Consider the following 12,952-nt stretch of genomic DNA (forward strand, 5'->3'; position numbering starts at 1 on the left):
CGCCTGTGGTCTCGCCCACCGAGACCAGGGGGCCGGTCACGCCTACGGGCACGGCGCCGCTCGGGCCCGCGCCCGCTTGCATCCGCGCTCCGATGACGTCGGGCACGGCGCGCCTGACGCTTGTGCTCTCGTCCGCCGAGACCCACGGCCCGGTCACCACTACGGGCACGGCGCGCCGTCGCTGGCGCCCACGCCGGGACCAGTGCCCTGCGCCGCGTACGCACGGCCCGGTCACCACTAGGGGCACGGCGCGCCGTCGCTGGCGCCCACGTATACCCGCGGGACCCGCGCTCCGATGCGGGTGACGATCTCGTACGCGATCGTGCCGCACGCCCGTGCCCAGTCCTCGGCGGTCGGCTCGCCCTGGTCGCCGGGGCCGAACAGCACCGCCTCGTCGCCGGGCTCGGCCGCGTCACCGCCGAGGTCCACCACGAACTGGTCCATCGCGACCCGGCCCGCGACCGTCCGCCACTTGCCCGCGACCAGCACCGGGCCCGTGCCCGAGGCGTGCCGCGGTACGCCGTCCGCGTAGCCCAGCGGCACCAGCGCCAACGTCGTCCCGCCCGGCGTCACGTACTTGTGCCCGTAGCTCACCCCGTGCCCGCCCGGCACCCGCTTCACCGACGCCAGGCGGCCGACGACCGTCATCACCGGCCGCAGCCCGAAGTCCGCGGAACCGCCGATCTCGGGCACCGGCGAGATGCCGTACATCGCCACGCCCGGCCGCACCAGGTCGAAGTGCGCCTCGGGAAGCGTCAGGGTGCCCGGCGAATTCGCGAGGTGCCGCACCTCGGGGGTGAGGCCCGCCGCCTCAGCCTGCGCCAGGGCCTCCTTGAAGACGTTCAGCTCCCGCTCGATGGAGGGGTGGCCCGGTTCGTCGGCGCAGCTGAAGTGCGCCCACACTCCTGTCACCCGGATGAGGCCGTCGCGCTCGGCCGCGCGGGCCCGTGCGACCAGTTCGGGCCACTGGGCGGGCTGGGCGCCGTTGCGGCCCAGGCCCGCGTCGATCTTGAGCTGCACCCTGGCCGGGCGCCCGGCCGCCTCGGCCGCCGCCGTGGCTTCGCGGAGCGCCCACATCGCGCTCACCGTCACGTCGATGTCGGCTTCGACGCACTCCCGCCAGGGCCCTCCGGGGGTCCACAGCCAGCACAGGGTGCGGGCCTTCAGGCCCGCTGCCCGCAGGGTCAGGGCTTCCTCGGGGGTGGCCACGCCGAGCCAGGTCGCTCCGGCCTCGACGGCCGCCTTGGCGCACGGGACCATTCCGTGGCCGTAGGCGTCGGCCTTCACGACGGCCATGAACGCGGCCGTGGGTGCCTTTGCGCGCAGCGCTCTCACGTTTGCTCGCAGCGCGGTCAGGTCCACTTGTGCCCAGCCGCGCATCCGCTTCTCGTCCATTACGGTCAGTGTCTCAGGTCGGGTCCTGGGCGCTGTCTTTCCCGCCCGCCCACCCGTGCGGGTGCTTTTCCGTCTGCGGGTGCCGCCTGTGCCCGGTCGGTCCCGGCCCGGGGCACCTCCTCGGGCGACGAACGTGCCCGCACTCCGATGACGTCCAGGCCCTTTCCGTTCGTCCCCCTGCGGGGGCACCCCGGCCCGTCCCCTCCTCGCCCGTCGGCGTCCGCCTGTCCGCTGTGGCTGAGGGGGGAGGGGGGAGGGCTCGGGTACGTCGGCGTCCGACGGTCCGCTGTTGTGGCGGAGGCGGTACGTCGGCGCCCGAGGGTCCGTGGGGGTGGCGGAGGCGGTACGTCGGCGTCCGACGGTCCGTGGGGGTGGCGGAGGCGGTACGTCGGCGCCCGACGGTCCGTGGGGGTGGCGGAAGGGGGTGGGACCTGCGCTGTCGTCGGCTGTCCAGCCGGGTGGACGAAAGGGGGTGCGCGGCGACGGCTTCCCCGTGCTCGTGGTTCAGCGGATTCCGGGGCATGTCATGCCGCGGTGGCCTGACGGGACCTCCCAGCAGATGCACTTCGACCTCGCGACGGACGACATGGAGAGCGCCGACACGCGGGTGCTCGCGGCCGGCGGCCGACGACTGCGGCCGACCGGCGACGTCGGCTCCGCCGACCGCAAGGGCACCCGGGTCTACGCCAGTCCGGCCGGGCACCCCTTCTGCGTTCGCCCGGCCTGACCCCCGTGACGGCTACGGGACGACCTCCCGGTCGGCGGCGGTGAGGAGCGTGCGGAGGGGGGCCGTGTCGGGGGTGTCGGCGATGGCCGCGTCGATGGCGTCGTCCATGCCGTTCTCCCAGGCCGGGGGGAGGACGAGGCCGGGGCGGCCCGTCCAGGCGATGTCGGGGGCGGCGAGGCCGGACTCGATGAGACGGAGCTGGATGAGACCGGCCAGCCCGTCGAAGACCACGGGCCGGATGAAGTTGCGCGCCGACGCGCCGGTCAGGCGGGCCGCCTGCGGCGGCTTGGGGACACGGTCGGCGACCGCCATCCACAGCAGGCCGTGGTCGAAGGCGTCGAGCACGTCCTCCAGGGTGGGCAGATCGGTGTCCGTCACCGTCTCGGAGGACGCGCGGCGGGACGTACGGGCCGCGCCGTCCTGGTCCGGCGACTCCGCGCGCAGCGCCCTGGCGACCGCGAGCAGCAGCGGTCGGGACCAGCCCTCGGCATCCGCCGCGGCGCGGGCCATGACCAGGTCGTCCCAGGCCAGACGCGGGCGCTCGGCCGCCTCCGGGGGCAGGGTGCGCGCCTCCAGAGCGGCGAACACCTGGTCCTGGTCCCGCAGCAGGGACAGCGCGTTCGCCTCCCCCTCAGCCCCGTCCGTGGCGTCGTCGGCGGGCAGCCGCTCGATCCGGGCTATCCGATCCTGGAGCGGCGGGTGGGAGTCGTACGGGTGCGGCTTCGGCGGACGCCGACCGTCCGCGAGCGCGGCGAGCTTCTCCCCCGGCCGGGCGGCGAGCAGCCGCGAGAAACCGCCGAGGACCTCGCCGACCGGAGGCAGCGCCCCCACGGGACCGCCCATCCCGGCGTACGTGTCCACGTAGTGGTCGTAAGCGGCGTCGATGACCGGCAGGGCGCGCAGTGCGGCGACCGTCGCGTCACGGCCCGCGTACCGGGCGGCCGACTCATCGGCGGCGAACTCCTGCTGGCGGGCGACGGACTGCGAGGTCCGCAGGAACATCCGGGCGTAGCCGACGTAGACGGCGCCGACCACGTAATGCATCCGCGTGGTGCCCACACTGAACACCTCCACCGTGTGCAGTACGGCCGCCCGGCCGCGCAGGGTGAGGCCGCCGAGCCGGGTGTCGCGGTTGCCGTAGTGGCCGAACTCATGCGCCAGAACGGCCCGCAGCCGCGGCACGGTCAGCCCCGCGAGCAGCGGCAGGCCCAGCAGCATACGGCGCCGCCCCGGCAACAGGCCCAGCAGACGGCTCTGTTCCGCCACCCCCGCGTTGGCCTCGGAAACCAGGTACAGCTCGTCCGGCGCCCGCTCCCCCGACACCTCCGCCGCCGCCCGCACCTGCTCCCACAGCTCGGGCTGCTCCTGCGCCGTGACCGCCACCCCATCCGGCACCGACCCCAGCCGCCCGGCCCGCAGAAACGCCAGCATCCCCCGCACGATCGCCACCGCCACCAACGCCGTGACCATCAAAATCGTGCCCTCGAACCACGCCGCCCCCGCCGCGAACCACCGCGTCACCAGCAGCCAGTCCAGCGCCGCCATCGCCGCCAACAGCACAAACCCCAACAACACGAACCCGACCAGCAACACCAACGCGCGCACAGCACGCAGCCGGAACGTCATCGACAATCCCCCCACAGGACCGACCCACCCCAAAGCCACCACCCCCGCCGGCACACCCCGACAAGGCCCGCAGATCCTACCCCCCACCCCAAGCCCCCCAGATCCCCCGCCTCACCTACCTCCCCGCCCCCGGACGAGCACCCCGCCCCGGCAACCCCCACGGACAGGCGGACGTCGGCGCACCGGAAGCGGCCGAGCCCCCACCCACCCCCTCCCCCACCACAGCGCACCGTCGGACACCGACGCACCCGAGCCCACCCACCCCCCTCCCCGGCAACCCCCACGGACCGCCGGACGCCGACGTTCCGGGAGGGGACGGGCCGGGGTGCCCCCGCAGGGGGACGAACGGAAAGGGCCTGGACGTTTTCGAAGTGGGTGCACGTTCGTCGCCCGAGGAGGTGCCCCGGACCGGCACCGACCCAGGCACAAGCGGCACCCGCAGACGAACAACCACCCGCACAGGTGGGAGCGCGGGAAAGAAAAGCTAAAGGCTGCGCCACGCAGTGGGAACGGCGGCGGCCACATCCAGCGCCGCAAGCGGCGCCCCCCCCGACCCCAGCCGCGCAGCGAGCCCGTGCAAGTACGCCCCACAAGAGGCCGCGTCCAGCGGCGCAAGCCCCGCCGCGAGCAACGACCCCGCAAGCCCGGACAGCACGTCCCCACTCCCCGCCGTCGCCAGCCACGCGACCCCGGTCGGATTGACGCGAACGGCCGCCCGGGGCGAAGGCGAAGCCACCAACGTGGTGACCCCCTTGAGCAGAACGGTGGCACCGAACCGCCCGGCCAGACCCCGCACGGCGTCGAGGCGCCGCGCCTCGACCTCCTCCCGCGCCCAGCCGAGCAGCGCGGCGGCCTCCCCGGCGTGCGGGGTGAGGACGGTGGGGGCGCTCCGCTCCCGTACGGCGGCGGGCGAGAGGAAGCGCAAGGCGTCGGCGTCGACGAGGACCGGCACCGAGGTGGCGAGCACGTCGGTGACGGCCTGCCGCGCCTCCGGGGAGTCGCCGATGCCGGGCCCGACCACCCAGGACTGAACGCGCCCGGCGCTGTGCGGGGACCCGGTGGACACCAGCACCTCGGGGTGCCGGGCGAGCACGGCGTCGCCGCCGGGCCCGACGTAGCGCACCGCCCCGGCGCCGCCCCGCAGCGCTCCGGAGACGGCGAGGACGGCGGCCCCCGGATACCGCCCGGACCCGGCGACGACGCCGACGACCCCGCGCCGGTACTTGTCGCTGGACTCCCCCGGCCGCGGCAGCGCGGCGGCGACGTCCGCGTGCTGGAGCGCCTCCAGTTCGGGTGCGCCGAGGTACGGCCCGAGGCCGATGTCGACGAGCCGGGGCGCCCCGGCGAAGGTCGCGGCCGGGTCGATGAGCAGCCCCGGCTTGTACGTACCGAAGGTGACGGTCGCGTCGGCGTGCACGGCGTCCCCGAGGACTTCTCCGGTGTCGGCGTCGACGCCGCTGGGCAGGTCGACGGCGACGACGAGGGCGCGGGAGGCCCCGGCGGCCTCGGCGAGCGGTACGGCGCCGGGCCGCAGCCCGCCCTTGCCGCCGATGCCGACAATCCCGTCGAGCACGAGGTCGGCCCGCCCGATCAGCGCCTCGGCGTCCTCCGTGGCGGCGGCGCGGCCCCCGGCGGCCAGCAGGGCGGCGAGGCCGCCGCGGTGGGCGCGTTCGGGGGCCAGCAGCACCGCGTGCACCGCGGCGCCGCGCCGGGCCAGCCGGGCACCGGCGTACAGCGCGTCACCGCCGTTGTCGCCGCTCCCGGCGAGGACGACGACGCGCGCGCCGTACGTACGCCCGAGCAGGTCCCGGCACGCCGCCGCGAGCCCGGCCGCCGCGCGCTGCATGAGCGCGCCCTCGGGCAGCCGGGCCATCAACTCGCCCTCGGCGGCCCGTACGGTCTCCACCGCGTGCGCGTACCTCATGGAAAGTCCTCCGGCAGGGCTCGACGGAAACAGCCTCAACGGACATTACGCGCCCGGCGCGCACCCAGCCCCCCGACCAGGCGCACCGGACGCGCCCGGCGCACCCGCCCGCCCCGCCCCCGCGAGCCGACCGCGGGGTCAGCCCTCCGCGATGACCACCGCGGACGCGATCCCGGCGTCATGGCTGAGGGAGACGTGCCAGCCGCGTACCCCCAGCTCCGCGGCCCGCGCGGCCACGGTCCCGGTCACGGTCAGCCGGGGCCGACCGGACGGCTCCGTGGTGATCTCGGCGTCGAGCCAGTGCAGCCCGGCGGGGGCGCCCAGGGCCTTGGCGAGCGCTTCCTTGGCCGCGAACCGGGCGGCCAGCGAGGCGATACCGCGCCGCTCACCGGTCGGCAGCAGCAGTTCGCCGGGGAGGAAGAGCCGGTCGGCCATGCCGGGCGTGCGCTCCAGCGCGGCGGCGAAGCGGCCGATCTCGGCGACGTCGATCCCGACCCCGACGATCACTGGCCATCCCCTTCACCCGACGTGCCGTTCATGCCGGCCAGCTTAGGCCGTGCCCCCACCAGCCGTGCCCCCACCCGGCCGTACCCCCACCCGGCCGTACCCCCGGCCGCGCGCCGCACCCCCGGCCGCGCCCCGTACGCGTACGTCTGGACAATGGGGCCCGTGCCGACGACCCCAGCCGCGACCAGCCCCTATGTCGACCTGACCCGCGAGGAGTGGAGTGCGCTGCGCGAGCGCACGCCGCTGCCGCTGACCGCCGAGGAGGTGGAGCGGCTGCGCGGCCTGGGCGACGTGATCGACCTGGACGAGGTGGTGGACGTCTATCTGCCGCTGTCCCGGCTGCTGAATCTGTACGTGGGCGCGCACAGCGGGCTGCGCGGCGCGCTGAACACGTTCCTGGGGGACGCGGGCGGCGGGCACGGCGCGCAGCCGGGGACGCCGTTCGTGATCGGGGTGGCGGGCAGTGTGGCGGTGGGCAAGTCGACCACGGCCCGGCTGCTCCAGGCGCTGCTGGCCCGCTGGCCCGAGCACCCGCGGGTCGAACTGGTCACCACCGACGGCTTCCTGCTGCCCAACGCGGAGCTGCACCGGCGCGGCCTGATGTCCCGCAAGGGCTTCCCCGAGTCGTACGACCGCCGCGCGCTGACCCGCTTCGTGGCGGACGTGAAGGCGGGCCGCGACGAGGTCACGGCGCCGGTCTACTCGCACCTGATCTACGACATCGTGCCCGGCGAGACGCTGACGGTGCGCCGCCCGGACATCCTCATCGTGGAGGGCCTGAACGTCCTCCAGCCGGCGCTGCCCGGCAAGGACGGCAGGACGAGGATCGGTCTGGCCGACCACTTCGACTTCAGCGTGTACGTGGACGCGCGCACCGAGGACATCGAGCAGTGGTACCTGGGGCGGTTCAGGAAACTGCGCGAGACGGCCTTCCAGGACCCGCACTCGTACTTCCGCAAGTACACCCAGGTCTCGGAGGACGAGGCACTGGAGTACGCCCGGCTGATGTGGCGCACCGTCAATCAGCCCAACTTGCAGCAGAATGTGCTGCCCACCCGCAGCCGGGCGACGCTGGTGCTCCGCAAGGGACCGGGGCACAAGGTGCAGCGCCTGTCGCTGCGCAAGCTCTGACGCCGGCCGGCCCGGCGCCGGTCACCTGACGCGGCTCGCCCGACGCGGTCGCCTGATGTCGAAGAAACGGGAGCCCCGCCGTGCTGCACCTGCGGATGATCGTGCCCGCCGACCGCACCGAGGAGGTCGCGCGACTGGTCGGCGCGACCCTCGGCGCCACCCATCTGACGGTGATGCGCGGCGCCGCCTACGACCCGCTCGGTGACGTGCTGACCTGCGACGTGGCGCGGGAGGCGGCCGACGGCCTGCTGGTCGGGCTGCGCGAGCTGGGCGTGGCGGAGACCGGCTCGATCGCGGTCGACAACATCGACCTGACGCTGTCGACGAGCGCGGAGAAGGCCGAGCAGGACGCGCCGGGCGAGGGCGCGGACGCGGTGCTGTGGGAGTCGCTGGTCGAGGAGACGCACGAGGAGTCGACGCTGACCGTCACGTACATCGCGTTCCTGACGGTGGCGACGATGCTGGCCGCGTACGGCGTGATGCTGGACAGCTCGATCCTGATCGTCGGCGCGATGGTGGTCGGGCCGGAGTTCGGGCCGCTGGCCGGGATCTGTACGGGGGTGGTGCGGCGTCAGCGACGCCTGGTGGGGCGCTCGGTGGCGGCGCTGCTGATCGGCTTCCCGGTGGCGATGCTGATCACCGGCGGGTTCAGCGACCTGATGAGCCTGTTCGGGCTGTTCACGCAGGCGCGGTTCGACGCGCCGCACCCGGCGACGGAGTTCATCTGGCAGCCGACGTGGGACTCGTTCGTCGTCGCGTTCCTCGCCGGGATCGCCGGAATCCTCTCCCTGACCTCGTCCAAGTCGGGAGCGCTGGTGGGCGTGGCGATCTCGGTGACGACCGTGCCGGCCGCCGCGAACGCCGCCCTGGGGATCAGCTACGCGGCCTGGAGCGAGGCGTGGGGCTCCACCTTGCAGCTCGTGATCAACCTGGCGGGCATCGCGGTGGCGGGCACGTTGACGCTGCTCGCCCAGAAGTGGCTCTGGGCGAAGCGGCACGTACCCGCCGCCTGACCACGTACGGTCGGCCCCCCCTGCGGGGCGGCTCAGCCCAGGGTGGACTTGACGACGTCGGCCAGCCGCCCGGCGACGGACTGGGCGTGGTCGATGTCGGCGGCCTCGACCATCACGCGCACCAGCGGCTCGGTGCCGGAGGGCCGCAGCAGGACCCGGCCGGTGGTGCCCAGCTCGGCCTCGGCCTCGGCGACGGCGGTCAGCAGCTCGGGCGTGGAGTCGACCCGGCTCTTGTCGACGTCCGGCACATTGACCAGCACCTGCGGCAGCCGCACCATGACCCCGGCCAGGTCGGCCAGGGTGCGCTTGGTGGCGGCGACGCGGGCGGCCAGCAGCAGACCGGTCAGGGTGCCGTCGCCGGTGGTGGCGTGGTCGAGCACGATGACGTGCCCGGACTGCTCGCCGCCGAGCGCGTACCCGTGCTCCTTCATCGATTCCAGGACGTAGCGGTCGCCGACGGCGGTCTGCACCATCTCGATGCCTTCGCGTTCCATCGCCAGCTTGAAGCCGAGGTTGGACATCACGGTGCCGACGACGGTGTTCTCGCGCAGGGCGCCGCGCTCGCGCAGCGACAGGGCGAGGATCGCGAGGATCTGGTCGCCGTCGACCTCGGCACCGGTGGCGTCGACGGCCAGGCAGCGGTCGGCGTCGCCGTCGTGCGCGATGCCGAAGTCGGCGCCGTGCTCGACCACGGCGGCCTTCAGCAGCTCCAGGTGGGTGGAGCCGCAGCCGTCGTTGATGTTGAGCCCGTCGGGCTGGGCGCCGATGGTGATGATCTCGGCACCGGCCCGCGAGAACGCCTCGGGCGAGACGCGGGAGGCCGCGCCGTGCGCCTCGTCCAGGACGACCTTCAGGCCGTCGAGGCGGTTGGGCAGCACCGCGATGAGGTGGGCCACGTACTGGTCGAAGCCCTCGTCGTAGTCGCGGACCCGGCCGACGCCGCCGCCGGTCGGGCGGTTCCAGGGGGCGCCGGTGCGGTGCTCCTCGTAGATCGCCTCGATCCGCTCCTCCAGCTCGTCGTCGAGCTTGTGCCCGCCGCGGGCCAGGAACTTCACGCCGTTGTCCGGCATCGCGTTGTGGCTCGCGGAGAGCATCACGCCGAGGTCGGCGCCCAGCGCGCCGGTGAGATACGCCACCGCCGGGGTGGGCAGCACACCGACCCGCAGGACGTCCACGCCCGCGCTCGCGAGGCCCGCCACGACGGCCGCCTCCAGGAATTCGCCCGAGGCGCGCGGGTCGCGCCCCACGACCGCCACCGGCCGGTGGCCCGCGAAGCTGCCCGCTTCGCCGAGCACGTGTGCCGCCGCGACCGACAGGCCGAGAGCGAGCTCGGCGGTGAGGTCGGCGTTGGCCATGCCCCGCACGCCGTCGGTGCCGAAGAGTCGTCCCACAGTGTTTCCTCCGATGATCCGTGCGGTCGTGCGGCCGTCCCGAGACGCGGCGATCCCTGTGCCGCCGGGCCTCCCGTGCCCCGCGGTCCGCGCCCCCGGTGCGGGGACGTGGCTCCACCATCCAGGGCTCAGAGCCATATCAACAGACAAATGTGCCGATTCCCAGGAATGCGAACGCCTCGGAGGCACAAAGTGTCTCCGAGGCGTTCGATGCGCCCGGCGCGGGTTTGGTTCCCGCGCCGAAGGCGACTTAGCGCTTGCTGAACTGCGGGGCCTTGCGGGCCTTCTTCAGACCGGCCTTCTTCCGCTCGACCGCGCGGTCGTCACGGGTCAGGAAGCCGGCCTTCTTCAGCGGGCCGCGGTTGTTGTCCACGTCCGCCTCGTTGAGCGCGCGGGCGACGCCCAGGCGCAGGGCACCGGCCTGGCCGGAGATGCCGCCGCCGCTGATGCGGGCCACGACGTCGTACCGGTTGTCCAGCTCGAGCACCTTGAAGGGCTCGTTGACTTCCTGCTGGTGCACCTTGTTGGGGAAGTAGCCCTCAAGGGTGCGGCCGTTGATCTTCCACTTGCCGCTGCCCGGAACGATCCGGACACGGGCGATGGACTGCTTGCGGCGGCCGGTGCCGGCGGCCGGCTGCGGGTCGCCGAAGCGCGAGGCGAGCGACTCGGAGGTGTACTCCGACTCGGGGGTCTCGGACTCGAAGGTCGTGATCTCCTCGAAGGTCTCTTCACCCTCGACGACGGTCTCGGCAGTGGTCTCAGCCACGATTCTCCTCAGATTCTTTCTGGTAGCTGGTGGCCGGTACTACTGCGCGACCTGGGTGATCTCGAACGGCACCGGCTGCTGGGCAGCGTGCGGGTGCTGGTCGCCCGAGTAGACCTTCAGCTTCGAGAGCATCTGACGGCCCAGGGTGTTCTTCGGGAGCATGCCCTTGATGGCCTTCTCTACGGCCTTCTCCGGGTTCTTGTCGAGCAGCTCGTCGTAGCGCACGGAGCGCAGGCCGCCCGGGTACCCGGAGTGGCGGTACGCCATCTTCTGGGTCTTCTTGTTGCCCGACAGGTGCACCTTGTCGGCGTTGATGATGATGACGAAGTCACCGGTGTCGACGTGCGGGGCGTAGATGGGCTTGTGCTTGCCCCGCAGGAGGGTCGCGGCCTGGGTGGCCAGACGGCCCAGGACAACGTCCTGCGCGTCGATTACGTGCCACTGGCGGGTGACATCGCCGGGCTTGGGGCTGAACGTACGCACGGTCGCCTTCGCTTCTTCAGTGATGGTGTCTCCACGAGCCCGTGAGGAGGGCCGGGGAAACGGGTCCTTGTACAAGGCCACCCGGACGATCAGGCCAGCCCTGGCGGCATTCGGGGACGCAACCCGTCTGCCTGCCGCTGGTCATCGGCCCGGTGGACCGGCGTAAGGGCCCCTCACGTGAGATAGAGCAAGCCAATACGCATAACGACATCGAAGAATACCCGCGCGCCCCCGTACGGGTCAAAACGCGTCGGATTCCCGGGCCGGGAGGGGCCGTTCGGGACCCGTGGGGACCGGGCGTCCGCCGGGCCCTACCGCTTGCGCTCGACCCGTCGCTCGTCCCAGACCGGCTCGGTGGACTCCCTGACCAGACCGTCGGACCCGAAGACCAGATAGCGGTCGAAACTGCGCGCGAACCACCGGTCGTGCGTCACCGCCAGCACCGTGCCGTCGTACGACTCCAGGCCCTCCTGAAGGGCCTCGGCGCTCTCCAGGTCGAGGTTGTCCGTGGGTTCGTCCAGCAGCAGCGCGGTGGTCCCGGCCAGCTCCATGAGCAGGATCTGGAAGCGGGCCTGCTGCCCGCCGGAGAGCTTGTCGAAGGGCTGGTCGCCCTGCCGTTCCAGCTCGTACCGCCGCAGGACGCCCATGGCGCGGCCCCGGTCGTGCGCGTGGTCGCCCCACAGGATGTCGACCAGGGTGCGGCCGAGCAGTTCCGGGTGGGCGTGGGTCTGCGCGAAGTGGCCGGGCACCACCCGCGCGCCGAGCTTGAACGTCCCGGTGTGCGCGATGCTCCCGTCCCCGGCGAGCAGCCGCAGGAAGTGCGACTTGCCCGAGCCGTTGGAGCCGAGCACCGCGACCCGCTCGCCGTAGTAGACCTCCAGGTCGAACGGCTTCATCAGACCGGTCAGCTCCAGCTTCTCGCAGGTCACCGCCCGTACGCCGGTACGTCCGCCGCGCAGCCGCATCCTGATGTCCTGCTCGCGCGGCGGCTCCTGCGGGGCGCCCGCGTCCTCGAAGCGCTTCAGCCGGGTCTGCGCCGCGTGGTACCGGGACGCCATGTCGGGGCTGTTCGCCGCCTGCTGGCGCAGCCGCAGCACCATCGCCTTGAGCTTGGCGTGCTCCTCCTCCCAGCGCCGCCGCAGTTCCTCGAAGCGCGCGAAGCGCTCCTTGCGGGCCTCGTGGAAGGTGTCGAAACCGCCGCCGTGCACCCACACCGTGGACCCGGCGGGGCCGGTCTCGACGGCGACGATCTTCTCCGCGCTGCGGGCCAGCAGCTCCCGGTCGTGGCTGACGAACAGCACGGTCTTCTTGGTGAGGGCGAGCTGCTCCTCCAGCCAGCGCTTGCCCGGTACGTCCAGGTAGTTGTCCGGCTCGTCGAGCAGCAGCGTCTCGTCGGGGCCGCGCAGCAGGGCCTCCAGAACCAGCCGTTTCTGCTCACCGCCCGAGAGCGTCTTCACCTCGCGCCATTGCGCCCGCTCGTACGGCACGCCGAGCGCGGCCATCGTGCACATGTCCCACAGGGTCTCGGCCTCGTAGCCGCGCGCCTCGGCCCATTCGGCCAGGGCGTGCGCGTACGCCATCTGCGCCGGTTCGTCGTCCTGCGCCATGATCGCCAGCTCGGCCGCGTCGACCGCCTTGGCAGCGGTCCGGATCCGCGGGTGCGCGACGGAGACCAGCAGGTCACGTACGGTGCGGTCGTCGCGGACGCTGCCGACGAACTGCCGCATCACGCCGAGGCCGCCGCTGACCGTGACCGTGCCGCCGTGCGGCTTGATCTCGCCGGAGATCAGCCGCAGCAGCGTGGTCTTGCCCGCGCCGTTGGCGCCGACCAGCGCGACCACGGCGCCGTCGCCCACACGGAACGAGACGTCGCCGAGCAGCGCCCGCCCATCCGGCAGGTAGTACTCCAAGTGCGCTGCTTCCACATGTCCCATGTCCTGGATTCTCCCTGTGGGGCGCGATCCGCCCCAACTCGTTTTCGTCACGTCT

The 12,952-nt window shown here is 73.2% G+C and carries 11 protein-coding genes; 3 read left to right on the forward strand and 8 right to left on the reverse strand.

Translation table 11 applies throughout. From position 1 onward, the window contains the following. Nucleotides 1-237 precede the first annotated feature (237 nt). On the reverse strand, nucleotides 238-1,395 hold the full coding sequence (alr, locus tag ACFZBB_RS18670; RefSeq protein WP_391123589.1) for an alanine racemase: 1,158 nt from the start codon (nucleotides 1,393-1,395) through the stop codon (nucleotides 238-240). 424 nt (nucleotides 1,396-1,819) lie between these two features. Between alr and ACFZBB_RS18675 the strand changes: the two genes are divergently transcribed. Continuing rightward, the gene (locus ACFZBB_RS18675; protein WP_391123591.1) at nucleotides 1,820-2,122 is read left to right on the forward strand and encodes a VOC family protein; all 303 of its coding nucleotides are present in this window, start codon (nucleotides 1,820-1,822) and stop codon (nucleotides 2,120-2,122) included. 12 nt (nucleotides 2,123-2,134) lie between these two features. On the opposite strand, the gene ACFZBB_RS18680 is transcribed toward ACFZBB_RS18675, so the two are convergent. From ACFZBB_RS18680 to ACFZBB_RS18690, 3 genes are all read right to left on the reverse strand, one after another. Then, nucleotides 2,135-3,748 carry a M48 family metalloprotease gene (locus tag ACFZBB_RS18680; protein WP_391123593.1) on the reverse strand — a complete coding sequence of 538 codons (1,614 nt, stop codon included), beginning with the start codon at nucleotides 3,746-3,748 and terminating at the stop codon, nucleotides 2,135-2,137. A 484-nt stretch (nucleotides 3,749-4,232) separates the two neighbouring features. Then, nucleotides 4,233-5,672 (reverse strand): NAD(P)H-hydrate dehydratase, encoded by a 1,440-nt coding sequence (locus ACFZBB_RS18685; protein WP_391123595.1) that lies wholly within the window; start codon nucleotides 5,670-5,672, stop codon nucleotides 4,233-4,235. A gap of 138 nt (nucleotides 5,673-5,810) precedes the next feature. Then, a complete protein-coding gene (locus ACFZBB_RS18690; RefSeq protein WP_391123597.1) occupies nucleotides 5,811-6,179 on the reverse strand; it encodes a holo-ACP synthase in 369 nt (122 codons plus the stop codon). Between the two features lie 153 nt (nucleotides 6,180-6,332). On the opposite strand from ACFZBB_RS18690, the gene coaA reads away from it, so the two are divergent. Both coaA and ACFZBB_RS18700 read left to right on the forward strand, forming a co-directional pair. Beyond that, entirely contained in the window at nucleotides 6,333-7,310 is a 978-nt protein-coding gene (coaA, locus tag ACFZBB_RS18695) for a type I pantothenate kinase (RefSeq protein WP_391123959.1), read from the forward strand. Nucleotides 7,311-7,390: 80 nt separating this feature from the next. After that, nucleotides 7,391-8,323 carry a DUF389 domain-containing protein gene (locus ACFZBB_RS18700; protein ID WP_391123599.1) on the forward strand — a complete coding sequence of 311 codons (933 nt, stop codon included), beginning with the start codon at nucleotides 7,391-7,393 and terminating at the stop codon, nucleotides 8,321-8,323. Between the two features lie 32 nt (nucleotides 8,324-8,355). Here the strand turns inward: ACFZBB_RS18700 and glmM are convergent, their stop codons facing one another. The 4 genes from glmM to ACFZBB_RS18720 form a co-directional block, all read right to left on the reverse strand. After that, nucleotides 8,356-9,714, reverse strand: coding sequence for a phosphoglucosamine mutase (gene glmM, locus ACFZBB_RS18705; RefSeq protein ID WP_391123601.1), 1,359 nt, complete (start codon nucleotides 9,712-9,714; stop codon nucleotides 8,356-8,358). 250 nt (nucleotides 9,715-9,964) lie between these two features. After that, nucleotides 9,965-10,480 carry a 30S ribosomal protein S9 gene (gene rpsI, locus ACFZBB_RS18710; RefSeq protein ID WP_188283331.1) on the reverse strand — a complete coding sequence of 172 codons (516 nt, stop codon included), beginning with the start codon at nucleotides 10,478-10,480 and terminating at the stop codon, nucleotides 9,965-9,967. A gap of 39 nt (nucleotides 10,481-10,519) precedes the next feature. Then, nucleotides 10,520-10,963 (reverse strand): 50S ribosomal protein L13, encoded by a 444-nt coding sequence (gene rplM, locus ACFZBB_RS18715; RefSeq protein ID WP_355340175.1) that lies wholly within the window; start codon nucleotides 10,961-10,963, stop codon nucleotides 10,520-10,522. A 311-nt stretch (nucleotides 10,964-11,274) separates the two neighbouring features. Then, on the reverse strand, nucleotides 11,275-12,897 hold the full coding sequence (locus ACFZBB_RS18720) for an ATP-binding cassette domain-containing protein (protein WP_391123603.1): 1,623 nt from the start codon (nucleotides 12,895-12,897) through the stop codon (nucleotides 11,275-11,277). Nucleotides 12,898-12,952: the final 55 nt, after the last annotated feature.

The organism is Streptomyces sp. NPDC008139 (genome assembly GCF_042957025.1).
In the GTDB taxonomy this organism is placed as follows: Bacteria; Actinomycetota; Actinomycetes; order Streptomycetales; family Streptomycetaceae; genus Actinacidiphila.

Excerpts from the sequence above, each read along its gene's own strand:
- ACFZBB_RS18680 (WP_391123593.1), bottom strand. The coding sequence starts at position 3,748 with ATGACGTTCCGGCTGCGTGCTGTGCGCGCGTTGGTGTTGCTGGTCGGG.
- coaA (WP_391123959.1), top strand. The coding sequence starts at position 6,333 with ATGGGGCCCGTGCCGACGACCCCAGCCGCGACCAGCCCCTATGTCGAC.
- ACFZBB_RS18685 (WP_391123595.1), bottom strand. The coding sequence starts at position 5,672 with ATGAGGTACGCGCACGCGGTGGAGACCGTACGGGCCGCCGAGGGCGAG.
- ACFZBB_RS18720 (WP_391123603.1), bottom strand. The coding sequence starts at position 12,897 with ATGGGACATGTGGAAGCAGCGCACTTGGAGTACTACCTGCCGGATGGG.
- alr (WP_391123589.1), bottom strand. The coding sequence starts at position 1,395 with ATGGACGAGAAGCGGATGCGCGGCTGGGCACAAGTGGACCTGACCGCG.